Origin of the sequence: Saccharibacter sp. 17.LH.SD (genome assembly GCF_009834805.1) — a bacterium.
Lineage (GTDB): Bacteria > Pseudomonadota > Alphaproteobacteria > Acetobacterales > Acetobacteraceae > Saccharibacter.
The window spans coordinates 197,794-223,602 of sequence record NZ_WVHO01000012.1 but is presented as its reverse complement, the minus strand read 5'-3'; the positions used below and the strand labels follow the sequence as shown (position 1 = coordinate 223,602).

The following is a 25,809-nucleotide window of genomic DNA, read 5'->3' as shown; positions in this document are numbered from 1 at the left end:
TTACCAAAAAACGGGCTCATCACACTCTAACTTATGCTTAATATAAATGAGACGACCATGCCTTGCGCCTCTGCACTCACAAAGATTCCTCCAGGTGTTGTTGTTGGTGAGGACTACCTTACTCTACTGAATGCATGCCGACAGGGTGGCTATGCTCTCCCAGCCATTAACGTAACATGCTCGAATATGGTTAATGCTGTACTCGAGGCGGCCGCTCTTAATAAGTCAGATATTGTCATACAAATTTCAGGCAGTGGAGCCCAATTTTATGGCGGTATGGGTCTGAAAGACGCCCATCGCGCACGCTCATTGGGAGCCCTTGCTATGGCTCGCCACGTACACACTCTTGCAAAAGAATACGGTATTTGCGTCATCCTCCACACAGATCACGCAGACCGCTCCCTCATTCCGTGGTTAGACGACCTTATTACATTTAACCACGCCGAATATACTCAGACAGGACGACCTCTTTTCTCGTCCCATATGCTCGATCTTTCTACAGAACCCCTTGAATGCAACCTCTCTGAGGCTGAAAAAATGCTTCGACGCCTTGCCCCACTTGGAATCGGCCTGGAAATTGAGTTAGGCATTACAGGGGGAGAAGAAGATGGAATTGGAAAAGCATTTCATGACAATGGCATGCACGACCCAGCACTCTACACTCAACCTGCCGATGTCTTAGCCGCCTGGAAACGCCTCTCTCCACTCGGAGCCATCTCAATAGCCGCGTCATTTGGAAACGTACACGGCGTCTATAAACCAGGAAATATTAAGCTCCGACCAGAAATCCTAAAAGCTTCTCAAGAGCTCGTTTCCCACTATGCTCATGGGGAGCCGAAGCCACTCTCTTTCGTCTTTCACGGCGGCTCAGGCTCTGAGAAAGACAAAATCCATGAAGCCGTTTCTTACGGCGTTTTTAAAATGAACATCGACACGGACACGCAATTTGCTTTTGCAAAAGGTGCCAGCGACTATATCCACCACCATGCAGCTGCCTTTGCCCATCAAGTTTGTCCCGATACGGGACAGCCCTTCAAAAAACAATATGACCCACGTCAATGGTTACGTGCTGGAGAGAAGAAACTTGTTGAGCGCCTCAACGTAGCTTTTGTCACTCTTCAATCAGAAGGAAAAACGATAGCGCACTCCTAAAATATAGTGTGCTTGTCCCTACTCCCTTCCCTTTGCTTCTTCTACAGAAGAGGTCGGCGTTGTCACCTTTTGACACGACTTTGAGGCCGCTTGAGAAGGCTGACAAACGGGTAAACTCCCTTGATGTCCTGGCAATGGCCAGAACAACTCAATCCCCAAAGAAACGGCTACCAACAAACCCGCTAACACAACCCATGGCACCATCGAAGGCGGACGCACAGCTGGCGGCGCAATGCCCTTTTCTCTCTGGAAAGCGCGTCCTTCCTGCAATAACTGGTCCCAATCACTCATGATCTAGGCTTCTCCCTCTCTCCAGTCACGCATCACGTTCCAAAATAGCAGTCATTTCAGACCATTCACGCTTGGTTAAGCCTGAATTCTCTTGTGTGACAGTTTCACCAGCTAAACGACGGCGCAACACCCTCAACATACCGGCTGAGAAGCTATACGCTCCCAAACGATATTCCTCAAAAGCCGCCATTGTGAGAGGAAGCCATGCGCGTAAAATTTCTATCATTTTTTCCGCATAAACACGAATTTCATATTGAGCATGAGAATCAGCACGCAATGCCAAAAAATGCATCAAATTGTGAAGATCAATTTTCCAATACCACTGCGTGTACGTGTTGAGCGTCAGATTCATACGAGCCAACTCACGCGCAACCCCTTTCCCATCTGGGTCTAGCATATCTTCATAATCGGCATAACATTGCAGAGCATCGCGCTGTAAAATAGCACGCACCTCTTGAGCCACCTCTGGATCAAGAACATCACCCCGCCCTTGATTGTTCGTTTTACTTTGGGTGGCGATATGTTCTTCTGCGGGGATGTAAAACTCCCGATCAAGCACCGAATACCGTGCTGAATATTCATTCACACTCGCCATCCGATGACGAATCCACTGACGCGCTACAAACACAGGAAGTTTCACATGAAACTTAATTTCACACATTTCAAAAGGCGTTGAATGCCGATGCCGCATCAAATAACGAATAAGCCCAGCATCTTCAGATGTCCGCCGTGTACCCTTTCCATAAGAGACACGTGCCGCCTGTACAACAGCAGCATCATCCCCCATATAATCAACAACACGCAAGAAGCCATGATCTAATATTTTAAAAGGCTCAAAGAGCAGCGCCTCCATTGCCGGAACAGTTGGACGAACTGTCATATGAGACGTATTCCGCTGAGCGATCATCTCAGCGCGTTGTTCCTCTGTTAGGACCATGGGGACTTCTCCTATGCATTTCCCCCTGGAGATAACCTGTTCTCAATCAATTCCCAACTTCTTTTTCTACCAAATTCTATCTCTTCTCGCTTGTAAGCATGCCATAAAGATACTACCTTAGCTCCGTCAGGTTCTCCTGACTATGGTGATAAACGGTAGATGGAATAGGTGTAGTGGACCCGGGGGCAGTACCCGGCGTCTCCACCAGATGCTGCCTTGCTAGAGGTGGTTTTTATGGGGACGAAACAGGCTCGACACGCATAGTAAAGATCTACTTTTTGCTCGGCATGGTACCACCGTTATCGGACTAAAACACTATAAGTGCCAATGATAACTCTGAGGTGCTCGCTGTTGCTGCGTAAGTAGCGATAAGCGCGGTTCGGGGGAGCACCGGGCAACAGAAGCCCCCCACCTCCTTGATAAAATGGTTTTTCTTCAAAAAACTAAAGAAAAACATCAAAGAACTATTGCCGCATCTTGCCATTCACTACAGGCTAGCGCAGACCTGAAGTAATCACGATAAACAGCATGGTTTACCTATGAACGACGATCCCACCTTACCAGAAAGCTTGCTCCCTTACGACCGTTGGCTGGAAGAAGCGCATCGCAGCGTCGTCATAAATGCCCTCGATTATCTTTGCCAGCACGGCCTTCCTGGAGAGCATCATTTTTACATTACATTCCTGACATCATATCCGGGAGTTGAAATTCCTGAACGCCTCAGGGAACGCTACCCTGAGGAAATGACGATCGTCCTCCAGCATCAGTTCCACCATCCTGCTATTAACCGCAAAGCTGGATTTTTTTCTGTTGGGCTGTCCTTTGGTGGCGTACTCAGCACATTACGCATCCCATTCAAAGCCATTAGTGCTTTTGCAGACCCACATATGCAGCTCGCACTGCGCTTTTCTCCTCCAGAAACATTAGAGGATGTCGAACAAGACAATCTTTCAGAGCACTCATCTCCAGCTGAACTTCATCACTTTTCTGCGCCACGGGATGGAGAACAATCACCTTCTGAAGAAAAGCCAAAAGAAGCGGAAGTCGTGAGCCTCGCCGCATTCCGTAAGGAAAACACACCTCCCAATCATAATGGGAGTGATGAATAACACGGCAACATAATCTTACTCATGGTCAAATATTTTTTTAAGCATTATCCAGCGACATCACGCTGGATAATGCTTTTGTTCCTGTCTGGACTTATTACTAGCGTCTTTTTAGGACTTCATGTTGCTGCAGGCCTAATGCTAGGCCCCATGATTGCTGCCATTGTTATGGCAGTCAATGGCCATAATGTACCTTTAAAAGGGGTATTTTTCTCCCTAGCACAAGCAATACTTGCATGCCAGGTTGTTAATGGTTTTTCCCTCTCTATTCTGCACAACCTTATACATTATTGGCCACTCATGGCTTTCGGTGTTTTCTCCGTCATCATAATGAGCTTCGGCATTGGAGCACTATTAGCTTATTTTGGCGTTATGCCAGGAACAACCGCTCTTTGGGGAACATCTCCCGGAGCAGCTTCGACAATGGTGTTGCTCTGCGGTTCCTTTGGGGCCGATACACGCTTAACCGCTTTTATGCTTTATTTTCGGGTAATTTTAGTCGCACTAACAACGTCTATTGTTGCCTATTATGTTGGTGGGAACCATCATACGGGAAGTAATTTCCCCTCCCCTGCGCATGGTGACTTAATCCCCACCCTGCTCCTCATTATTACTACCATATTTCTTGTTCCAAGATTACGTCTACCCGCAGCGCCCCTCCTTCTCACAATGTTCCTGGGCGCATTTGCTCAATTAAGCGGCTTCTTTCATATCAGTGCTCCACTATGGCTACGCGTTCCGGCCTATATGATTATCGGCTGGAATATTGGTGCCCGTTTTACAGCCCCTGTGCTCCACTATGCATTACGCTCACTACCAGCAATCGCACTTTCTTCATTTATTCTCGTCATAGCATGCGCCTTCTTAGCCCTTCCCATGGCCAAATTAGCCCATATCGACCTTCTCAGCGCTTATCTGGCAACAAGCCCTGGTGGGCTAGATACCATTATTATTATCAGTGCTAATGTGCCAATTGCACTTCCATTCATTATCTCACTACAAGCCGCACGAATGGTTGCTGTCTTACTGCTCGGCCCAACCATCGCACGCCCATTAGGGAGATGGTTAGAGCGCCACAAAAAAGCAAAATCCTCCTAAACAAAAAAGGCCCGGGTTCAGTGCCCGGGCCTTTTTACATCTTATCAGAGCAACTACGCGTTACTCACCTTCACGCATGGCATCAAACTCGTTTGCCGTATCCGCCGGCGGTGTTGTGCTCATACGCAAAAATTCTTCCCAACGGGGAACGTAATGAGCATACCCCGCCGGATTCTGGAAGAACCAGTGACGCCATGTATGGAAGACCGGATCATGCTCACGATAAGCAGGATCATCTAAAAGACGGCGCGCAGCCGGAGGCTTTCCCGCATGGAAATGCACGATGACCGCATCATCATTGACACCCCAATAAGGCTTCCAATTAAAGCGAGCCGACAATGGACTCCATTGCGCATTATAGAATATCCGCAACAATTCCTGATCATAACCCGAGATATGATAAAGATTATCACACAAGAAATCGACCATTGCCGGCAGATCATTACGAATACGCTCAAGGTTCAAAACCATGACCCCTGAATTCATATCTGTATAATAATCTTGGGCTCCAAATTGCCCACAAGCCGCAAAAATCTCCGGACGACAGAACTCAACATTAGGGTCCTGCATGAAAAGAACATCACAATCCGTGTATAAAACGAACTGATCTTCTTTCTCTATCAAAGGCAAATCAAGCCGCATAAACGCGCCAGCTGCCGTCTGCATGTAATTAGGCCATTCGGGTTTTTGACGACGCTGTGCCTCATGCAAACGATCGTAAAAATGGATGCGATGGAAAATAACCGTCACACCCATTTCCCGCATCTCACGCGTAAAATCGCACTCCTGCCCATCAAACACCATATGCGGGAGCAATGTCGTATTCTCCCGTGCCGAACGGACAGCGACACGGATACAGTCAATAAAACCATGATCCGGATCGTTGGAGAGCGTCTGCTCCGTAATTGCAAAAAACCACTTCATGCCCAGCGTCCCCAGTACCCAGAACTCAACAGAAGCCCATTAATCAAAATGAGCGAACTATCTTTTCATTACATTAAAAAGAAATTACCAATTATTCGAGATCAGCCAAAACTCTTCTGACGTCAGGGTGATAACCCCCCCACCTTGCGTGTCCGCCGCTGCAAGTGCAAGAGCCCGAATCCGCTCAACCATAATTGTCTTACGCTGATGAGCTTCAGAATCACTTGGAGTCATTTCCAACGTCTTTAATGCTGCACCGGCAGCCTTTGCGACCCTTCCCGCATCAATTGCTGCGTAAGACATGGTCTCTCCTCTATGTACAAACACGATACAACACACTCAACAGTCACAACTGACATGCGAACGGCTATACTCGACGACAATGAAATTTCATCCTGCAGCGATGTACGATACCATCTACTCAACCCAACAGAATCGATAAGACAACTCGCTCTACGTCACCATAACAACAGTATGAAACTAATATCATTTTTCACTATATAACTAAGTTGGTCTATTTACCCAAGAGACTTTATTCTTTTTCTCAGCTATCCCTTCTCTTCTCTAAATCCTCGGCCTCCTGATTCTCCCTGTGCCACGCATGACAAAATTCCCTCTGCCATGATATGGCCATTCGTGCAGCGTAAAGTTACTCTATTTCCTCAGGAGCTTTCCCTCTCATGCCCTTGATATCGCGTCACTATCCGTTACGCTCCATTATCCCTTTGGGCTTTGCCGGATTTTTAGCTGCCTGCGCAACAAATACACCGCCTTCCGGACCAGGTCTTCCTGTTGTTGAGGAACAACAAAACTACCAAGCACAAGCACGTGCATATTACGCTCCCCCGGGCCCTCCAAATGATCCATGGGGCCCCTATATTGAGGAAGCATCGGACCGTTTTGACGTACCTCAAGCATGGATACGCGCCGTTATGCACCAGGAATCTGGCGGCCACATTTTTGACCATAATGGCCACTTTATCACCTCTGTCCCGGGCGCCATGGGGTTGATGCAAATTATGCCTCCCTCCTACGATGACCTCCGCACCCAATATGGATTGGGCCCTGATGCCTATAACCCGCGCGACAATATTCTAGCAGGCACAGCCTACATCCGTCAGATGTATGACATTTATGGGTCTCCCGGGTTTTTGGCTGCCTATAATGACGGCCCTGGCAGCATTGATCGTTATCTCCGCCAAAACCACGCTCTCCCTCGAGAGACCCGCAATTACGTCGCAGCCATTGCACCCCATATTGCTGGGATATGGCCACGGCACCGCTCACAAAATGATCTTATCGTCGCTCGCTATGATCCCACCGCTCATACTAATACCGCCAGCGATGGGACAGATGACACAACTGGTGACTACGTCACACCCGACAATACATCAGAGAGCCAATCTGTAAGCAATGCATGGGCTGCACGGGGCTTCAAACCTTCAGCAATGCCTGCCCCTTCCGCCTCATTTACCGGATCAACACGATCCGCCACAGCCGCCGCATGGGCGGCTCGTGGATTTAAACAATCTCCACCACCAACAATGCCTCACCGCAGGCCTCCTACCTCATCAAGTGACGACGAAACCGTCCATATTCGTTCAATTCCCCTAGCCTATCCCGTCTCTCATCATGGGCGTGTCAGCGATATACCTTCAGCGACAGAGTATAATTGGGGCGTACAACTTGGAAGTTACGCAACCCGTCAGCAAGCACACACCGTTGCTCTTACCATCCATCACATTATCAGCTCCATCGCACAGCAAGGGAAAACGCTTATTCTCCCTGTGAAATTAGGCCATAGACAACTTTACAGAGCTCGCTTTACGGGGCTTTCACATCAGCAAGCAACGACTATATGTCATAGGCTTTCGGGTGTATCCCCCTGCATCACTTTATCCCCTACAGCCCATTTCTAAGGTTTAAAAATCATGAAGAATCTCTTCGCAAAGCTCTCATTCTGCACAGCTATACTTGCCAGTGTTGCCTCATCTCACGCTTATGCTTCCCTTGCGGTTGGTGCTCAGGCACCTGACTTCACAACCATGGCTAGCCAAGGCGGAAATGAATTTTCTTACCATCTCAAAGACGCTCTCAAAAAAGGCCCTGTCGTCCTCTATTTTTACCCAGCCGCCTTTACCAAAGGCTGTACTGTGGAAGCCCATGACTTCGCCGAAGCAATCCCTCATTATAAAAGCTTAGGAGCAAGTGTGATTGGTGTCTCAACAGACCCTATCGAAACCTTAAAGAAATTCTCTGTTAGTGAATGTCGCAGCACTTTCCCCGTCGCCGAGGATCCCAACGGAACAATAACCACGACATATGATGCCCGAGACAATCTCCAAAAAAGAGCGAACCGTACATCTTATGTCATTGCCCCAAATGGGACCATCGTCATGAGCTACACCAATAATGACCCAGACGAACATGTTGAGCGTACGCTAAACGCCATAAAACGCCTCAATACTCACGATCACACACGGTAAAGCAATGCCTCCAAAGCTACATCACGTCGGATCCGCTAAACCACTCCGCCTTGGAGACGATGTGATCAGCACTGCCGTTTATGATGGGCCTGGTGATTGCTACCGCTACACTCTCAAACGTGTCTGGGATACCAAACGCCCTTACATCATGTGGCTTATGATGAATCCCTCCGTCGCAACAGAAATAGGCGATGACCGTAGCGTTGCAAAATGCCAGCGTTATGCCCGCGCCTGGGGGTATGGGGGAATGCTCGTCGGTAATAGCTTCGCTTACCGCTGCACTGATCAAAAACGGCTTTTAGAGGTTCCTGACCCAATCGGCCCCCAAAATGACCATTATTTATTAGAAATGGCTAAAGAAGCCGATCAAATTGTCCTTGCCTATGGGACACCTCAAGCAAAAGAATTGCGCGCCCGAGGGCCAGAAGCCGCCCGGCTCCTGGCAAAAGCAGGTTATATCGTCAGTGCTCTACGCCTCAGCCGTAAAGGCCAACGCCCAGAGCACCCACTCTATTTACCCTCGACATTAACACCAACACCTCTCACACTTGATGAAGTGCGTTAAGAGAAAGCACTTTCTGCAACCCAGTTTTTACGACGCGTCAAACGACCAATCCCAGGGTTCAAACAATTGCAAGGGTCCAATTTTTGGAAATGCACCTTTGTCGAGTCTGGTGCGTTGTAAAGATGCCCTACATTATGTTCGGCAGGATAACGTGCACCACGTTTATCTAGTTCTGGCCACATTGCATGCTCTACAGCCACTGGGTTGACACCCCGTTTTACCACGTAATCCTGATGCATCACATGACACAGGAAATGCCCATAATACAGCTTGACGACCAGTTTTTCATCTATTGCAGAGGGTAGTTTTTCAAACCACTGCCGGTCATTACGGCGCAAACCGACATCTAACGCTAACATGCCGCCCGTCTGTTTACGATGCACAGCATTGTAACGCCCCGCAGCCCCGGCCGTTGCAAAACGATGCAAGAAGGCTAATTTCCCTTCATGCGCCGTACATTCAAAAAAGTCACTTGAATCCTTCTGAGCCATAAAGCTCTTCAACCAAGGACGTACCGTCTCTGCCAATGTGCCAGATACTTTCAGCATCAAATGATGCTCATACCGTTTGTGATATTCTTTAAGCCGCTGTGGCACCTGACTTGGCATAAAACGACTCATCAGCTGCAACATTCGATCTCCGAACGCATCAGGCAGCCACGAATAACGCTGTGAAAGAACGTCCATCCGCGCCTTCATTGCAAAAAAGAATGGAAGATAACGCGTTCCCATTAAGCGAATAATCGCAACCGTGTCTCTTCCATAGCGATCAGCAATGTCAAATGCATCTCGATGCAAATACTCACCAGCAATGGGCAGCTCATCAAACTTTGTCAGGAGAGCCCGCCGTAGATCCTCTAATGTATCGGTATCATTCGTTCCGATATAAAAAGTAACAGCTTCTTTCTCAGCCGGAAATGTATCAAGACGCACAGCAAAAACAATCAATTTACCTGCACATCCTGATGCTTCATATAATCGATCTGGATCTGCATTAAATCGTGCGGGTGTATCAGCCTCTACGTCACGGACACGCGTCACATAATCTACGTCATGCCCACGCCCTGTCGACCACTCAACATCATCTGGTGAAAATGTTCCTGCTTCTACAGCACGTAGAATATCTTCAGGAGCACCTTTAAGCTTCACCCCCAAGTGATTTACCAAATGCAACTCACCTTGAGCATCCACTTGCCCAAACAAAGCCATCTCTGTAAAAGCCGGGCCACGTTGAACAAGCGACCCACCAGAATTATTGCTAATCCCACCTAAAACAGAAGCACCTATGCAGGACGAACCGATAACGGAATGCGGCTCCCGCCCTAGTGGGGCCAAAATTCCTTCTAACTCATAGAGCGAAGCACCAGGTAAGCAAACGACCTGCCGACCATCACCCCCTAATAAATAAATACCTTTCAAGCGAGACGTACTAACAATAACAACTGGACGGTCATATTCCCCATCTGGAGATGATCCCCCTGTCAAACCCGTATTAGCCGCCTGCATAATGAGGATATAATTGGCCTTTGCACAGCATTGAGCAACGCGCCATAACTCGATCAGGGATCCAGGAACAACTACAGCTTCAGCCTTTCCAAGCCCAAATCGAAACCCCTTACGAAAACGATATGTCGCATTTTCCGAGGTCAGGACGTGACGCCGTCCTACAATACCTCGAAGATCGCATATCATATTCGTCATTAGAAACCTCTCTTTCCAACACTATCATCTGCATATTGCACCATAGCAAATGCACAGCACGCCCCATTTCTGGGGAGCAACAGCTAGGGTTCCACTATTTTGTTCGGCCAAAAAGCTTTTCTAATGCGTCCCTGTTAAGACGTAGCCACGTAGGACGCCCATGTGGGCACGTATTGGCTCGGGGATTCTGAGCCATGTCATGCAATAAAGCTTCCATCTCTTCACGCTTAAGACGACGTCCTGCACGAATACTACCATGGCATGCCATGCGTGCCACAACACCCTCGAAACGACCATCAAGACTATCTGTCTGCCGTGCTGATAGCTCCGGATCTTGCGCAAGCTCTTCAGCAATATCGCGTATAAGAGCTTCAACATCACTTTTTTCTAACGGGGATGGGATACTACGCACCATGACACTCCCTTCCCCAAAAGGCTCAATCTCTAGCCCAAAATGCGATAGCTCTTCTTGATATGGGAGGAGTGCCTCCATCTCGTGACGCGCTAAATCTACGACTTCAGGCAATAACAAGGCCTGTGCCTTCACATGCCCGCCCTGAAAGCGACGGCGTAGACGCTCATGCGTTAAGCGCTCATGCGCAGCATGTTGATCCACCAAGATAAGATCCCCATCTGGAGCAAGGGCAACAATATAGGTATCGTGAATTTGTCCAATCGGAACACCAAGAGAGGCTATTTTTTGCGGCTTTTCTACCTCTTCAGCCTCCTCATCCTCTATCCCCCCATCATGAGCGAAAACAAGCTCATCCATTCCCTTCACCGAACGACCAAAAGAGGCAGAAGCTTCCGACAAACCTGAAAAAGACGGCGACGTTACGGACGCATCAAAACGACGAACGGATGGTGCAAACCCCAAATCCCAATCACCACGTTCACCAACACGGCCAATATGAGAAGCCTCCTCCTTCTTTTTACTTGGCTTCGTTGTCTCTACAGAAGGTGAGACTGATCGACTGATCATTGCTAGATCAGCATGGATTCCCCCACCTTCACCCGCACCACGCGCTAAAGCACGCCCTACCGCTCCGATGACAAAAGCCCTGACTTCCCCCTCATCTGCGAAGCGAAGTTCCGTTTTAGCCGGATGAACATTAACATCCACACGATCAAGCGGTACGTGTAAATGTAACAACAAGACAGGAAAGCGCCCTTTCTCAATAACAGAGCGATAAGCCACCCTAACGGCAGTGCGTAAGACAGGGTCTGTGACAGGGCGATCATTCACGAGCAAAAACTGCCCTGACCCCGTTGCCTTTGTATGCCCTGGGCCACACACAAAGCCAGACAAGTGCATTTTCCCGCGCTGCTCATCGACTTCCAGCAATGTGTCTTGCGCCACTCCGAGCATAATTGCCACACGTTCTTTCAATGTCTGAGCAGGAACATTGAAAATTTCCCGTCCTTCCATGTGGAAAGATATGGCACAATGTGGAGCGCTTAGAGCCACACGACGCATCACAGCTTCAGCATGACTACCCTCAACCCGAGCACTTTTTAAAAATTTTCGTCGCGCCGGTGTGGCAAAAAACAAATCTCTCACCACCACACGTGTCCCGATTTCTCCGGGCGCAGGCGTAGGCGCATGCACTGTTCCACCCTCGACTCTAATGCACCATGCGGTATCAGAATCTTTTGTTCGAGATGTTATAGAAAGACGTGCACTCGCGCCGATAGAAGGCAGGGCTTCACCTCGAAACCCTAAGGTTCGAATATGAACAAGGTCATCACCCTGCAACTTTGATGTACAATGACGCTCAACGGCTAAAGGCAGTTCATCATGTGTAATACCCTGACCGTTATCGGTCACATCAATGCTCTCAGAACCACCTTCTCGCAGCGCGACTTCCAAGCGCGTCGCTCCGGCATCCAGAGCATTCTCAACAAGTTCCTTTAGAGCTGCTGCCGGACGCTCAACAACCTCACCTGCGGCAATCAAGTCCACGACATGATTCGAAAGACGACGAATTGTTGACCGTATCACACAGCAACCCTTTCCCTATCAAAGGGGAAAATCAATGCCCCCGCATCGTTGGCGTTGCACCATAGTTAAATGGATGACCTAGGGCACTATCATTCTGAATACGTTGATTTTCTGCTTCTCCATCTACCACGGAGCCAGCATGTCCACCCTGCCAGAACATCAAACTATTCACAAACCCAACGTCTGCATCCCCTAACTCTGCATTGTCAGGAGCGTGCGCGGCGCGATCAACATTATGCACCAACGTCGTCTGCCCACTGCTTGGGTCACCCTGCATGGGATGCAACGCGACATCTGGGGCCAATGTCTCCAACGCCTGCATACGTGGGCTTTCATCAGGGCGATTGGCATTCGCCGCACCAGGCAATGCCAAAATTTCAGAAGGCGGCATAGAAAGCGGTGCTCGCGTCGTCACCGTATATTCATCAGGTGTAGAACGATGCAAACCAAAACCGCGAACGACATCACTACCAGAACAACCGGTTAATGCCAAAGCAAAGGCCGTCACTACGCCAGCTTGTAACCCAAAACGGACAACGGAAGGAGCAAAACGCCACATGACAGGTTTCCGCACTGCACTCATAAGGTTCTTATTCCTATCGTTCCTATAGCCAACTGAGCAAGCTTTTCAGACATATTCCTTTAGGAACGATTTCTTCGTCGATCCGCCAAAAAGGAATCTAAAATCCACAACCCAACACCGCAGACGATCGCAGAATCTGCAATATTGAAGACATACCACGACCATCCCGCCACATGGAAATGAAGGAAGTCCACCACCGCCTTATATTGCAAACGGTCAATGACATTCCCCAATGCCCCGCCGATGATACCACCGCACGCTAAACTCACCAATAGTCGGCGGCTGCGTATTAAAACGACACATAGGGCAATTACTGCCATCAACGAAACAATAATAAAGACCGACGGGCTATGTCCCCCGAACATACCAAATGTTACGGCATGGTTCCATACCATGGTAAAATTCAACCATGGTAAGATGGCAACGCTTCCCTTTTCCGGAAGTTTTAACCCATAAAGAATCCATTGTTTGCTCAGTTGGTCCGCTAACAAAACAAGGACCAACACGAGACACCCCAAACGGCGCCCCTTCACAAATCCATCTTTTCTTTGATGAGCTGCACTTTGTGTCATCATCATGCGTCAACTACACTAACACACCGCAAACAAAGATGGGTGTGCTCTTTATTGTCACCGACTTCCGGTAAAACACGCCAACAACGTGCGCATTTATCGCCCTCTGCAGGACGTATCCGCACCTCATCTCCGGCGTGACCTTTATGCACTGTAACCTGAGACGCAATACTGAGCTCTGCCCAATCAATCTTGTCACTTTGGGCAAGCTCTTCTTCAGAAAGAGGAAGGTCTACATGCGCTTCTAAAGAAGCCCGTATCTCCCCTTCACGGCGAGCACCTTCCAAAGCCGTTGTCACACGACGACGCGTCTGACGTAACCCTTCCCACAATTTATCGAGGTCCGGATCATGCCATGACGTATCAGGAACAAAGAAAGCTTGTAAGTGCACACTTTCGCTCTCCCCAAAACGAGCCTGCCAAGATTCTTCCGCCGTAAAGACCAAAGCAGGAGCAAGCCATGTTGAAAGCGCTCGGTGGAGAATATCCAATACTGTCCGCGATGCACGACGGACTGGCGTCATCACCCCATCGCAGTAAATGGAATCTTTGCGAATATCAAAGTAAAATGCTGACAAGTCATTATTACAGAAACCATGCAATAATGGATAAACACCATTCCACTGATGGGTCTTCACAGCATCGGCCAAACGATGATGAACATCCGTCAAACGATGAAGGATATATTTCTCAAGAGAAGGGAGCTCCTCATAAGGCACTTTCTCTTCTTCGGAGAAACCATCTAACGCCCCGAGCAACCAACGCAGCGTATTACGCAAACGGCGATACAATTCACCTTGTTGCTTGAGAATATCATTACTGATCCGCAAATCCTCATGCGTATCAGAATTCAGAACCCATAGCCGTAGAACGTCAGCTCCCAGCTTATTAGACACATCATCCGGCGCAATAACATTGCCCAATGATTTGGACATTTTGCGCCCTTGACCATCCAGCACAAAACCATTGGTCACAACGGCTTTATAGGAACATTCTCCAGAGGCCCCTACGCTCTCCAGCAATGAAGACTGGAACCAACCGCGATGCTGATCAGACCCTTCTAAATACAAGTCTGCTGGATAATTCATCCCTTCTTGATGGAGAACAAAGCGATGGCTGCAACCACTTTCGAACCAAACATCGACAATATCAAAAACTTGCTCATAGTCTTCTGGATTACGTCCTTCTCCCAAGAAGAAGGATGGGTCCATATCGTACCACGCATCCGCTCCACGTTCCTGGAAAAGAGACACGACACGTGCCATCACCTCAGGATCACGCAAGACCTGCCCTGTTTTCTTTTCAACAAAAATAGCGATCGGCACGCCCCAAGAGCGTTGACGTGAAATGCACCAGTCAGGTCGCTGTGCGACCATCGTCGTCAAGCGACGTCGAGCGCTCGCCGGGACAAACTCAACCTTTTCCAATGCCCGCAGAGCCAGGTCTCGCAATCCTTCTCCATCCTCAGACTCCATCGCAATAAACCATTGCGGTGTCGCCCGGTAAATAATTGGCTTTTTAGAACGCCAAGAATGGGGATATGAATGCTCAATCACATGACGCGCCATAAGCCCTACGGCTAGGCCTTTTTCAGCACCAGCATCACGCGCTTGCACTAAAAGTGCGCAAACCGGATCAGTCGCTTTAAAAACATGCACACCGGCTAGCTCAGGCATCCATGGCACATACGTACCATTATCCTGAACCAACTCTGTAATTTCTATCCCATGAGCGCGGCAAAGCAGAAAGTCATCCTGCCCATGAGCTGGGGCCATATGAACAAGACCAGTACCCGCTTCGGTGGTAACAAAATCCCCCATCAGCATCGGCACATCGTGATCATACCCACGCCCACGAAGTGGATGAGCAAATACGCTCCCCTCTAACGCCTGACCTGGAAGCGTATGGAGAACATCCCACGATGTCATCCCCGCCTCGGCGGCGAACGCCTCCAAACGCTCTTGCGCAATGATCAGCTTAGCCCCTTCTGAAAGCTGACTATCTTCTTTCTTCCCTGTCACTTTAATAACAGAGTAGAGAATCTCTGGACCGGCTGCCAAAGCCCTGTTCACAGGAATGGTCCAAGGTGTCGTCGTCCAAATTACCGCAGAACTATCGCGTAAAATACCGTCCGCTGTAGGATCTTTCACAATCGGAAAAGCAACATGAAGTGTCGTGGATTTTACATCATGATATTCTACTTCAGCTTCTGCCAAAGCTGTTTTTTCAACGGGGCTCCACATCACGGGCCTTAGCCCACGGTAAAGACGTCCATTCAATAGAAATTTACCAATTTCTTCGACAATTTTCGCTTCTGACGAAAAGTCCATCGTCACATAACGATTGGCCCACTCCGCTTGAATGCCGATCCGCTTGAAGTCATCACGTTGAGCTTCAACCCACTTAGCAGCATAATTGCGACATTCTGCCCGGAACTGAAGAACAGGAACAGCATCCTTATCCTTCCCCTCCTTGCGGTACTGCTCTTCCACTTTCCACTCAATAGGAAGGCCGTGGCAGTCCCAACCCGGCATATAACGCACTTGATAACCGCTCATACGCTGAGCCCGGTTAATGACGTCCTTCATCACTTTGTTTAGGGCATGACCAATATGGATATGCCCATTCGCGTAAGGAGGACCATCATGCAGCGTAAAAACCGCATTCCGTTTGCGACCAGCTTCTAAGATTTTCTCATCAAGCCCCATCTCAGCCCAGCGCTGCAGCATCTCAGGCTCACGTTTGGGAAGATTCCCACGCATGGGGAATGATGTTTTCGGCAAGAATACGCTCTCACGATAACGATCTTGCTGCTCACGAAACGTCGAATCAATCTTTTCTACAGGGTCTGACATGGATAAACGGCCGGTCTCCAGAACGAAAAAGCCTGACCATATGGAGAGAGGCGGCCTATCGGGTCAAGTCCTAGACCGGAGATCGGTCTTCTAAAACCTTACGCGCTTGCACAGCATCACAGGCTATCTGTGCTTTCAACTCATCTAGCCCATTAAAACGTTTTTCTTCACGCAGAAGCTCAACCAAGGCCACTTCAAGCGTTTGACCGTATAAATCTTCATCAATATCAAAGAGATGTGCCTCTAATCGGCTTTCTTTCCCATCATTGATGGTTGGACGACGCCCGACATTCCCTACCCCTGGAATCACACGCCCATCTGGCAAGGTCACCCGAACAGCATAGACACCACGAGCTGGCTCTAAATGTATTCCAAGAGCAATATTCGCCGTTGGGAATCCTAACAAACGTCCACGCTGATCACCCGGTACAACTTCACCAACGATACACCACTCACGCCCCAACAATTCTGCTGCCCGCTCGGGATACCCCTCTTGCAACAAACGGCGAATCCGACTTGATGATATTGGCCCAGAAATATCGGATAATTGAGGGACAACACTGACCCCCACGCCATACTCGCTCAGCAGCTCTTCGAGCAACGCGACGTCCCCGCCTCGACGATGCCCAAAGGCAAAATCTGCCCCACAAGCAACATGCGTCACATTCAACCCATTCACCAACACATCTTGTACAAAGGCCCGTGCCTCAAGATGAGAAAAAGCTTCATTAAATGGGATCTGCACAACATGTTTGACATCATGCTCCGCCAGAACGCGCGCCCGTACCTCTGGGCGCATCAAACGAAATGGCAGATCTTGGGGACGAAAAAATGCTCTTGGATGAGGATCAAATGTGACAACACCGAGAGCACAATCAGGCCGCGCCATACGCACACTCTGCAAAAGATGCACATGGCCCCGATGCACACCATCAAAGTTGCCTAATGCAACAGCGTTGCCACGAGCGACGGCAGGCACCGCGGGCCAATTGGTATAAAGCGTCATAGGATAATCGATGCCCGGCAGAATATATCTTTAGCTATGTCTCATTAACGCGGCCGATGTGCTGGATCTTCTTCTGCCATACGGGCATCTTGCTGCCCTGTAGAAGAAGCCCCAGACGGCGGAGCCGAAAGACGTTCGTCTGGCTTAGGAGGGGATGGAGGCGTATCGTCCTCGGCCATTCCCTTCTTAAAGGACTTAATTCCCTTCGCGAAATCACCCATCAAACTGCTAATTTTGCCGCCACCACCGAACAGCACCAGCACGACAATGCCGAAAATAATCCAGTGTGTGATACTCATGCTGCCCATAGGGTCATACTCCGAAAGGTCAAGGCTCTCTCCATGTGGCAAGGGTTTAACAATTGTGCAACCCCTACCCATGATGTCCCTAGTCTAACGATTGGGAAGAATAAAACCATAGGTCGCGTAAATCCTCCTCCCTAAAACATCAGAAGGGGCCCACCAGACGCGTACTTGTGTCCAGTCAGAGGTTGGAGAAACATCTTCGACAACCACACTATGCTCGATCTTCCCAGGCACCCAATTGGCCTGGTCTACCAAAATACGACGCTCTGAAACGCGCCGCTTAACGACCGACACATGACCGTCCGGCACACGCCGCGTCGCACGAAATACCAATACAGCTCCCGGAACAGGCTGATGACTACGCCGATAACGCCCTTTTGCTTGCCACCACCAACTAGCAGCAGCCCCTCTTAGGTTGATACCACTCACCTGACGTGCATAAGGAGCACACTGCACAGGCCCATTATAACTGCCTCCTCCAAACGGATTCGCACATCCCGCTATAAAGAGAAACGTCATCATGACCACAATACGTTCCATCGCTGGATGAATAATCCTTGATGAGACGCAACGACCTTTGTCTTCAGATCTCACACACAAAGCGAGACGAACCTCCTAAACGTTCTTTATTTTAAGAAGCCTATAAAGCACGACATGCTAATATCATCTCATCAGCAGTCTCATAATCCATGGAAAGCACTTTATGAGCAATATGTTGTGAAAAACCATTACGTGCAAAAATGGCCAGCACTTTATAACGATCTTTTTCTGGTTGACCTGGCCGCTGAAACGGCCCTACTCCCCGTTTACGAGCGAAGACAAGGGCGGCAACGAGTTCCGTTTCTTGACCCGTTTCATCAGCAACCTCCCCCAAGCTTTCATCAACAGCCTGTTGAACCGTCTCAACATCTACCCCTTTGGCTAACAAATGCGCCTTTACAGCCCGACGGGAACGCCCAGAACGCGTTAGGCTGCGCGCTCGTGACTTAGAGAAACCGGCATCATCCACAGCTCCAAGCCCTTCCATACTCGCCACAATCTGATCAATAAGCGACAAGCAATCCTGCTCATGGGCTTCAAAAGCTTCACGGCTCAACCCAGCACGCACCGCTCGCACACCCCAGCGCTTCACACGCCGCTGTAACACCACCCGCAAGCCTTGGCGTGTTGTTGAAAAACGCGCCAAATGAGCCAATGCCGCCTCACGCAAACGTGTTTCATCAGGGACAGGAGGGATTTCTACCATATGATACTCTATGCTCCTTTCTCACCCCGCTATTTTCCACAATGCTCATAGGGACTCTCTATGTCACCCTCGCTTTCCCACCGTCTTGATGCCGCCATTTCATCTCTTGCTCAAACTTATCCTGGTCCGGGTGGGGCTGTTGCTGTCCTTCATGAAGGCAAGGTTATTACGCGCCGTTGCTGGGGATATGCCTCCTTAGAACGCCGTCTTCCCTTTACCCCGGCAAGCCTTTTTCGCATCTGCTCTATTACGAAACAATTTACCTGTGCAGTCATGCTTGATCGCTACCCCGACCCCGAAAAGCTTATCCCTTACATAAAGAAGCGTTTACCACATCTTGGCGACCAAAGCCCTACACTCTACCAACTTGCCCATAATCAATCAGGACTTCGCGATTACTGGGCCATAGCGATGCTCCATGGAGCCGCTATTGAGGGGACCTTTAACAACGGAGATGCACGACGCATCATTGCAGGAACACACTCCCTACAATTTACGCCTGGCACCTCTTACTCATACGTAAACCAAAATTTTCGTCTCATTTCTGATGCGATGGAAGAAGAGAGTGGCCTTTCTTTCGCTGAACTATTGCAACACCATGTCTTCCAAAAAGCCAATATGCAACGTGCCTGCCTTGTCGCTGATACGCGGGCTATGCCAGATGGAACAACAGGCTATGAAGGAAATGCTGAAGAAGGCTTCCGTCCTGCACCCAACAATATTTATTGGACAGGAGATGCCGGTATAGGCGCCTCTCTTGACGATATGATCGCATGGGAACAATTTATCGACACAACCCGAGATACCCCCCATAGCCTCTATAACCGCCTCACTGTTCCCGTCACCTTTTCTGATGGAACACCATCCTCCTACGGTTTTGGTCTGCAACGCACCACAATTTCTGGGCACGCCATAACAGCCCATAGCGGCGCTTTACGTGGGTGGCGTTCATGCCGTCTTCATTGTGCTGAAAAGCGTGTCTCAGTTGTTGTCTTTCTCAATCACATGTCTCCTGCTCAGCTTGCTGCATGGGATGTATTTAACGCTTTTTTGGGAAACAAAAAAGCGACGCCATCTCAACCTAAACCCACCTCCTCCTCCCGCCTACTAGGGCTGTGGTTTGAACACAGTACAGGCCTTTCAGCCCGTATCGAAGCTGACGGCAACGCGCTTCGTCTCCGTTACCTTATTGTTCCAGAACGTTTAAACATCCACGACATAGACCAAGCTGAAAATTCAGCCGTAACATTGCGTTACAAAGACGGGAAAATACATATGCACCGTCCTTCCGAAAATAGAACCAGCATTCTTACCCCATATCCAACAGAAAAAACGGACGATGTATCCTCATTAGTAGGGCGTTATGCGTGTCATGACCTTGAGCACTCCGAATTAGAAATCACCCTCCAAGGTGGACTCTTATATGGTGGTTTTTCCGGCCTTCTAGGCGAAGGACGTATGGAACGACTGACTGAAATTGGACGTGACCTCTGGATATTCCCCTGCCCACGCGCACTAGACCACACAGCCCCAGGAGATTGGACGCTCGCTTTTAAGCGAGAGGGAGGACATATCCGCCATGTTCGAGTCGGATGTTGGCTCGCACGTAACCTCATCTATGAGCGTAAAACCTCTTTTTCCTCGTAAATTTGACGCACGCACACTCCTTAAAGCAGTATAAGAGGACTACTAAGATCACTTTCACCTCTCTCTTGCACGCAAGAGTGGGGGTTTTGGCTTTGGCTCTTGCGAAAACCCAAACAGGTGGCCTTATGTATGGCTGTTATTCTTATTCACCCCTTGGCAGGCTTAGGTTGTCATGATTTCTACTGTGATGCCCAATTACAAACGCTTCAACATTGCTTTCGAGCATGGTGAAGGCCTCTGGCTAACAGGGACTGACGGACGACGCTTTCTGGACTTTGGGGCGGGTATTGCCGTTTCATCCCTCGGACATGCCCATCCCCACCTTGTCAAGGCAATCGCAGAACAAGCGCAGCGGGTCATGCATGTTTCGAATTTATACCGCATCCCCCAAGCTGAAGCATTAGCCGATCGGCTCGTTGCGCATTCTTTCGCCGATTCTGTTTTGTTTTGTAGCTCTGGAGCCGAAGCAAACGAAGTTCTTGTGAAACTCATCCGACGCGCGCAATACAAAAACGGTCATCCTGAGCGTAATCGTATCCTCTGCTTTCATCACGCGTTTCATGGCCGTACGCTGGCCATGCTCTCAGCAACAGGAAACCCTGCTTACCTTGAAGGTTTCGGCCCAACCGTAGACGGCTTTGACCACGTCCCTCTCAATGACATCGAAGCTGTTAAGGCCGCCATTACACCTGAAACAGCAGGGATTTTTCTTGAACCCATACAGGGTGAAAGCGGCATTCATCCCGCTACTCCCGAATTTCTCCGTGCCCTTCGTGCACTATGTGATGAGAAAGGCCTCTATCTTGGTATTGATGAAGTTCAAACCGGGATAGGACGGACAGGCAGGCTCTTCGCCCACGAACATGCAGGGATTATCCCTGACGTTGTCTCTTCAGCCAAAGGTCTTGGCGGTGGTTTCCCCCTCGGGGCTGTGCTCGCACGTGAAGAGCTCGCTAAACATCTTACGCCAGGCACACACGGAAACACCTATGGCGGCAACCCCCTCGCCTGTGCAGCAGGTCTGGCCGTTTTAGATGTAATCCTCAAGCCTGGCATGTTTGACCAAATTACCAAAGTTGGTAGCCGTTTTGGTGATATGCTTGATAAAATCGTCGCTGATTTTCCCCTCGTTTTTCAAGGTGCACGCGGCATTGGCCTTATGCGTGGCCTTCATTGCCGTCTCCCTGTCAGCGATGTCGTCAGTGCTGTAATGAATGAAGGCTTACTTTGTGTCGCAGCCGGCGACAACGTGGTACGCCTCGTCCCCCCACTGATTGCAACAGAAGAAGATTGCCAGGAAGCCTGCTCTCGAATTCAGCGTGCTGCCCACACCCTTATGACCAAACAGGAGAAAAATGCGTGACAGTTCTTCATTCATCAGCCCCACGGCACTTCCTCGACATCAAGGATCTGACGAGAGAAGAACTGCGCCGCATTCTAACAATTTCTGCCCGCGTTAAGGCTCAGCAAGAAGGCCGCCGCTTCCCTCTGCATAAAGATCAACCGCTAGCCGGTCGCTCTTTAGGGCTGATAATGTCTCAACCTTCAACGCGTACCCGTGTCTCATTTGAAGTCGGAATGAAACAACTCGGAGGCGCTGTCAGCATTCTGTCTCCTTCTGACATGCAGCTTGGCCGAGGCGAAAGTATTGCTGATACGGCTCGCGTTCTCTCCCGTTTCCTCGATATACTCGTCTTAAGAACAGGCGACGACGCAACACTCCGTGAGCTTGCACACTGGAGCAGCGTTCCTGTGATTAATGGCCTAACGCCCGTCTCCCATCCTGTTCAGATCTTAGCCGATATTCTCACATTTGAAGAACATCGCGGCCCAATCACAGGCCGTACTGTGGCGTGGATCGGTGATGGGAATAATGTTGCCACATCATTAATTGAAGCGGCCGCTCTCCTAGAATTTAACTTGCACCTTGCCACCCCGGAAGGATTTGATCCTTCTGAAGAAGCCATCGTATGGGCACGTCAACACGGCGCCAACATTATCACCACACGTGACCCAAAAGAGGCCGCAAGAAATGCCGATGCTGTCGTGACAGATACATGGGTCAGCATGGGCGATAAGGATGCTGATGTGCGCCATCGTACATTCCGCCCCTATCAAGTGGATGAAGCCTTAATGCAGCACGCCGCTTCTGATGCCGTCTTTATGCACTGCCTCCCCGCTCATATTGGGGAAGAAGTCACACAAGATGTCTTTGAAGGCCCGCATTCAATTGTTTTTGATGAAGCAGAAAACCGCCTTCATAGCCAAAAAGGCCTCCTTCTCTGGTGTCTTGAGCAAAATAAGATCCCTACATAACGAATCAGTAAACTATTCCTATTGAGAGATGACCCCGCAGCACACCATATGTTCTTCGGGGTCTCATTATTCCACTATTTATAAAGGATCTCTTCAGTGATCGATTCATCAGCCCCTTCTGATTTAGCTCGCCCTGCCGAGATTCCTGACCTCGTTGTCCCTCATGCAGTACATCCATTTCATCTTGTGCAAGCCCCTGTTCGCGGCCGCCTCATTCGCCTAGGGCCGCTGGCTGACGCTATTTTATCACGCCATGCTGACCTTCCTACGCCAGTTAAAGTTCTCGGCGGACAAGCGCTCTCCTTAGTTGCGGCTATGGCCACCGCTTTAAAATTTACAGGCTCTTTTTCTCTCCAAATTAAAGGCGATGGGCCTGTTTCCCTTTTCCTTACAGATTGTACTGATGCGGGAGCTTTGCGTTTCACCGCGCAATTAGACGAAAACCAAACGGAGGAACTCCCTGAAGATGCATCGGCACTTCTCGGAAAAGGTTATCTCGCTTTTACCGTCGATCAAGGCCCTGAAATGGAGCGCCATCAGGGTGTTGTTAGCTTAGAAGGCAAAACCCTTGCCGACATGGCGACACATTATTTCGAAACAAGTGAGCAACATGATTGCTCTATTCACCTTTTTGCCCAACAGAGTGAACATGGATGGCAGGCTGGTGCCTTAGTACTCGAAAAAATCGCCAGTGATGGTGGGCATGCTCAAAACGACGATATCCCAGATCTCTCTAACGAAGACCATGATGATTTATGGGAAACAGCCTGCACTTTTGCTGGCACTTTAACAGCGAAAGAGCTCTTTGATACCGAGCTTTCTTCCCAAACACTTATAAACCGCCTCTTCGGCACATTAGGGGTTAATAACGTTACCCCACGCCCTCTCTGCTTTGGCTGCCGCTGCAACCGTGCACGTTTAGTCAATGTCCTAGAACGCTTTAGTTCCGATGATCTGGACCATATGGCTCATGATGGTTCTATCTCCATGGATTGCAATTTTTGTAACGTCCAATTTCGTTTTTCACGGGAAGAACTCTCTCAAGAAGGGCATTCCTAAATCATGAACGCTTCTCTCCTGGCACAATTAAGCATTGACCATAAACCGGTTGACCTTCTTTACCCTGGATGGGAAGCCGTCTCTCGTCACCCTGCGCCAGGAGGAATGGATGTTGTTCTCTTTCGGGAAAATAAATCAGGACGCGAAGCCTGCTGGTGGGTAACCCCCGGTGGAAGTCACCTCGCCAGTCATGCTCTAGCATTACCACCAGAGCATAAGGATGCTCTGACCAAGGAGCTTGACCCGATCCTTCAACCTATTATGGAACATTCTTTAGTCCATAAACCGTTGAACACCCTTCCCGTTGAAAACACGACCTTTCAGACGCTGACAGCACTTCCGACGACAGCGTTAACGGAAATTATCAGCTTATGGGTTCATCACGCGGCACCTAATACGGTTATCATTGACCCTCAGGAGTTCCTACAAGACATCAACCCTGAAGATGAAGATGCTGATTCACCCTTTTCATCTACCCGCATTAAACAGGTGATGGAAAGCCGATGCCGGGGTGACGCTCCCCCCATTCTTTCTTCACCTTTTTCAAAAATGCCTCTCAAAGCACAACTTGTCATGAACCATCGCGCAGGAGTGACAGGTCGTTTTTTTGATCCTACTGAACAACTTACTTTTTATATTTTCTGGCCCAATCCCTCAGATCCGCAGCAACCGGACGCTGTACAGCCCCCTACTTTCTATTATCCGCAAGGCCCCCTTATCTTCGGGCAAGGCTATACGGCGCATATGCTCCCCACTTGGCTTATGATATGGTTCATCCATAATCCTGATCACGCGGAACACATCAATGCTGCACCCTCTTTCCAACTGGAAGATTATGGCATTGGGAAAATTTCCAACATATGGGATTCCTTCTCTCATACATTGGAAGAATCAAATCAAGATAAGCCACATGCTTTTCCTCCATCGCACACGCAGCTATGGAATCAATGGTCTGCACCATCATTGTCACGAAAAGATAAAGACAAACACGATGATAATTCTTAAACCATATTGATATATTTGCCTGTCACCTTCGGCCCATTAAAAGCAGGATAGAAAGTCCTTCCATCATGAAACATTCTCTACACAAGAAAGAATCCATTTTAGGTTTTTCACGGACAGCAGGAAAAATATTCAGCATTATCATTGGAGCTGGCAGTATTATATCCTTGAGCGGTTGCGGCTCACACGAAACGCCTGAAACATTTCAAGCATCTGATTACAGTTATCTCCCTGTATTAAACCTGAATGTTTCTAGAATTGAGACCAACAATATCGTTGCACAGGATGACGATAGCTTAGTAGCAAAAAGTCCCATCTCTCCGGCACAAAGCTTAACGCTTATGGCCCAGCAACGCCTTCACCCCACGGGGAGATCTGGCATCGCTCACTTTGTTATCAACCACATGTCCATCACAAAAGGTTCACATCATACCTTAAACGCCACTTATAAGGTTGCATTAACACTTGATGACCCTCAGAGCAGACATCATGGGTCCATCACAGCAATGGTCACCCGTCACGATCAAAATCCCGAAGATACGTCTCTAAAACACAATCTTTACGAACTAAATCAACATATGATGGACGACATGAATGTCGAGTTGGAATATCAGATCCGCCGTAATCTTGCTGATTGGCTAACAGACGCAACGGGTATGCCGCTTAACAGTACCATCCATAGCCAAAACCTTGATAATGCTATCAATACCAGCTCTTCCCTTCCCCCTCTTGCCACGAGTCAACAGCATCAAATAGCAACATCACCGTTCTCTTCACCTACAGGCACTGCTGGTTTGCAGGAAATTCCTAATCACTCCTCTCAACCTGGATCTTTGCATTTCCCATAAGTAGGTCCCTTCAAGGGGCCATCACCTCTCAAAAAGCTAACGCCACTTTAACTTGCTTTTTTATCCCACCCTATGCACTCTCCCCGCTGTATTTACTATTGGCTTGGTA

25 protein-coding genes and 1 other RNA gene are annotated in these 25,809 nt (G+C 49.0%); 13 read left to right on the top strand and 13 right to left on the bottom strand.

Translation table 11 applies throughout. From position 1 onward, the window contains the following. Positions 1-57: 57 nt before the first annotated feature. Positions 58-1,152: a class II fructose-bisphosphate aldolase gene (fbaA, locus tag GS501_RS09605; protein WP_160831633.1), complete on the top strand. Its 1,095-nt coding sequence runs from the start codon at positions 58-60 to the stop codon at positions 1,150-1,152. An 18-nt stretch (positions 1,153-1,170) separates the two neighbouring features. Here fbaA and GS501_RS09600 read toward each other — a convergent pair whose 3' ends face one another. Both GS501_RS09600 and thyX read right to left on the bottom strand, forming a co-directional pair. After that, positions 1,171-1,443 carry a hypothetical protein gene (locus GS501_RS09600; RefSeq protein ID WP_160831632.1) on the bottom strand — a complete coding sequence of 91 codons (273 nt, stop codon included), beginning with the start codon at positions 1,441-1,443 and terminating at the stop codon, positions 1,171-1,173. A 25-nt stretch (positions 1,444-1,468) separates the two neighbouring features. Then, entirely contained in the window at positions 1,469-2,380 is a 912-nt protein-coding gene (gene thyX, locus GS501_RS09595) for an FAD-dependent thymidylate synthase (RefSeq protein WP_160831631.1), read from the bottom strand. An 86-nt stretch (positions 2,381-2,466) separates the two neighbouring features. On the opposite strand from thyX, the gene ssrA reads away from it, so the two are divergent. The 3 genes from ssrA (at position 2,467) to GS501_RS09580 (ending at position 4,584) form a co-directional block, all read left to right on the top strand. Further along, positions 2,467-2,793: a transfer-messenger RNA gene (ssrA, locus tag GS501_RS09590) on the top strand. A 126-nt stretch (positions 2,794-2,919) separates the two neighbouring features. After that, entirely contained in the window at positions 2,920-3,489 is a 570-nt protein-coding gene (locus tag GS501_RS09585; protein WP_160831630.1) for an SspB family protein, read from the top strand. 21 nt (positions 3,490-3,510) lie between these two features. After that, complete coding sequence (locus tag GS501_RS09580) at positions 3,511-4,584, top strand: AbrB family transcriptional regulator (protein WP_160831629.1); 1,074 nt, start codon at positions 3,511-3,513, stop codon at positions 4,582-4,584. Positions 4,585-4,644: 60 nt separating this feature from the next. Here GS501_RS09580 and GS501_RS09575 read toward each other — a convergent pair whose 3' ends face one another. After that, positions 4,645-5,508, bottom strand: coding sequence for a hypothetical protein (locus GS501_RS09575; protein WP_160831628.1), 864 nt, complete (start codon positions 5,506-5,508; stop codon positions 4,645-4,647). Between the two features lie 84 nt (positions 5,509-5,592). Further along, positions 5,593-5,811, bottom strand: a complete 219-nt coding sequence (locus tag GS501_RS09570) for a hypothetical protein (protein WP_160831627.1) — start codon at positions 5,809-5,811, stop codon at positions 5,593-5,595. A gap of 377 nt (positions 5,812-6,188) precedes the next feature. Here GS501_RS09570 and GS501_RS09565 point away from each other — a divergent pair, with 377 nt between their 5' ends. The 3 genes from GS501_RS09565 to GS501_RS09555 are packed head-to-tail and all read left to right on the top strand — an operon-like array spanning position 6,189 to position 8,559. Continuing rightward, positions 6,189-7,427, top strand: coding sequence for a lytic transglycosylase domain-containing protein (locus GS501_RS09565; RefSeq protein ID WP_160831626.1), 1,239 nt, complete (start codon positions 6,189-6,191; stop codon positions 7,425-7,427). Positions 7,428-7,439: 12 nt separating this feature from the next. Then, entirely contained in the window at positions 7,440-7,994 is a 555-nt protein-coding gene (locus GS501_RS09560; protein ID WP_160831625.1) for a peroxiredoxin, read from the top strand. 4 nt (positions 7,995-7,998) lie between these two features. After that, on the top strand, positions 7,999-8,559 hold the full coding sequence (locus tag GS501_RS09555; RefSeq protein WP_160831624.1) for a DUF1643 domain-containing protein: 561 nt from the start codon (positions 7,999-8,001) through the stop codon (positions 8,557-8,559). Here the strand turns inward: GS501_RS09555 and dld are convergent. The 9 genes from dld to GS501_RS09510 form a co-directional block, all read right to left on the bottom strand. Then, on the bottom strand, positions 8,556-10,259 hold the full coding sequence (gene dld / locus GS501_RS09550; RefSeq protein ID WP_160831623.1) for a D-lactate dehydrogenase: 1,704 nt from the start codon (positions 10,257-10,259) through the stop codon (positions 8,556-8,558). The genes GS501_RS09555 and dld overlap by 4 nt on opposite strands. Before the next feature lie 94 nt (positions 10,260-10,353). Continuing rightward, positions 10,354-12,261 (bottom strand): DNA mismatch repair endonuclease MutL, encoded by a 1,908-nt coding sequence (gene mutL, locus GS501_RS09545; protein ID WP_160831622.1) that lies wholly within the window; start codon positions 12,259-12,261, stop codon positions 10,354-10,356. Positions 12,262-12,292: 31 nt separating this feature from the next. After that, complete coding sequence (locus GS501_RS09540) at positions 12,293-12,844, bottom strand: DUF3035 domain-containing protein (protein ID WP_160831621.1); 552 nt, start codon at positions 12,842-12,844, stop codon at positions 12,293-12,295. 59 nt (positions 12,845-12,903) lie between these two features. Continuing rightward, positions 12,904-13,422, bottom strand: a complete 519-nt coding sequence (gene lspA / locus GS501_RS09535) for a signal peptidase II (RefSeq protein ID WP_370517988.1) — start codon at positions 13,420-13,422, stop codon at positions 12,904-12,906. Beyond that, positions 13,419-16,271 carry an isoleucine--tRNA ligase gene (ileS, locus tag GS501_RS09530; RefSeq protein ID WP_160831620.1) on the bottom strand — a complete coding sequence of 951 codons (2,853 nt, stop codon included), beginning with the start codon at positions 16,269-16,271 and terminating at the stop codon, positions 13,419-13,421. The genes lspA and ileS overlap by 4 nt, the downstream gene beginning before the upstream one ends. A 70-nt stretch (positions 16,272-16,341) precedes the next feature. Then, positions 16,342-17,277, bottom strand: coding sequence for a bifunctional riboflavin kinase/FAD synthetase (locus GS501_RS09525; RefSeq protein ID WP_160831619.1), 936 nt, complete (start codon positions 17,275-17,277; stop codon positions 16,342-16,344). A gap of 44 nt (positions 17,278-17,321) precedes the next feature. Beyond that, entirely contained in the window at positions 17,322-17,585 is a 264-nt protein-coding gene (locus GS501_RS09520) for a twin-arginine translocase TatA/TatE family subunit (protein ID WP_160831618.1), read from the bottom strand. An 84-nt stretch (positions 17,586-17,669) separates the two neighbouring features. Continuing rightward, on the bottom strand, positions 17,670-18,104 hold the full coding sequence (locus GS501_RS09515) for a CHAP domain-containing protein (protein ID WP_370517991.1): 435 nt from the start codon (positions 18,102-18,104) through the stop codon (positions 17,670-17,672). Positions 18,105-18,222: 118 nt separating this feature from the next. After that, positions 18,223-18,828: a RecX family transcriptional regulator gene (locus GS501_RS09510; protein ID WP_160831617.1), complete on the bottom strand. Its 606-nt coding sequence runs from the start codon at positions 18,826-18,828 to the stop codon at positions 18,223-18,225. Positions 18,829-18,888: 60 nt separating this feature from the next. On the opposite strand from GS501_RS09510, the gene GS501_RS09505 reads away from it, so the two are divergent. From GS501_RS09505 to GS501_RS09480, 6 genes are all read left to right on the top strand, one after another. Next, the gene (locus GS501_RS09505; protein WP_160831616.1) at positions 18,889-20,475 is read left to right on the top strand and encodes a D-aminopeptidase; all 1,587 of its coding nucleotides are present in this window, start codon (positions 18,889-18,891) and stop codon (positions 20,473-20,475) included. A 172-nt stretch (positions 20,476-20,647) separates the two neighbouring features. Beyond that, positions 20,648-21,838 (top strand): aspartate aminotransferase family protein, encoded by a 1,191-nt coding sequence (locus tag GS501_RS09500; RefSeq protein WP_160831615.1) that lies wholly within the window; start codon positions 20,648-20,650, stop codon positions 21,836-21,838. Further along, on the top strand, positions 21,835-22,791 hold the full coding sequence (gene argF / locus GS501_RS09495; protein WP_160831614.1) for an ornithine carbamoyltransferase: 957 nt from the start codon (positions 21,835-21,837) through the stop codon (positions 22,789-22,791). Before GS501_RS09500 ends, argF begins: the two co-directional genes overlap by 4 nt. A gap of 96 nt (positions 22,792-22,887) precedes the next feature. Beyond that, a complete protein-coding gene (locus tag GS501_RS09490) occupies positions 22,888-23,850 on the top strand; it encodes an Hsp33 family molecular chaperone HslO (protein WP_160831613.1) in 963 nt (320 codons plus the stop codon). A gap of 3 nt (positions 23,851-23,853) precedes the next feature. Beyond that, entirely contained in the window at positions 23,854-24,855 is a 1,002-nt protein-coding gene (locus GS501_RS09485; RefSeq protein ID WP_160831612.1) for a hypothetical protein, read from the top strand. A 65-nt stretch (positions 24,856-24,920) separates the two neighbouring features. Continuing rightward, the gene (locus tag GS501_RS09480; RefSeq protein ID WP_160831611.1) at positions 24,921-25,700 is read left to right on the top strand and encodes a hypothetical protein; all 780 of its coding nucleotides are present in this window, start codon (positions 24,921-24,923) and stop codon (positions 25,698-25,700) included. Positions 25,701-25,809 lie beyond the last annotated feature (109 nt).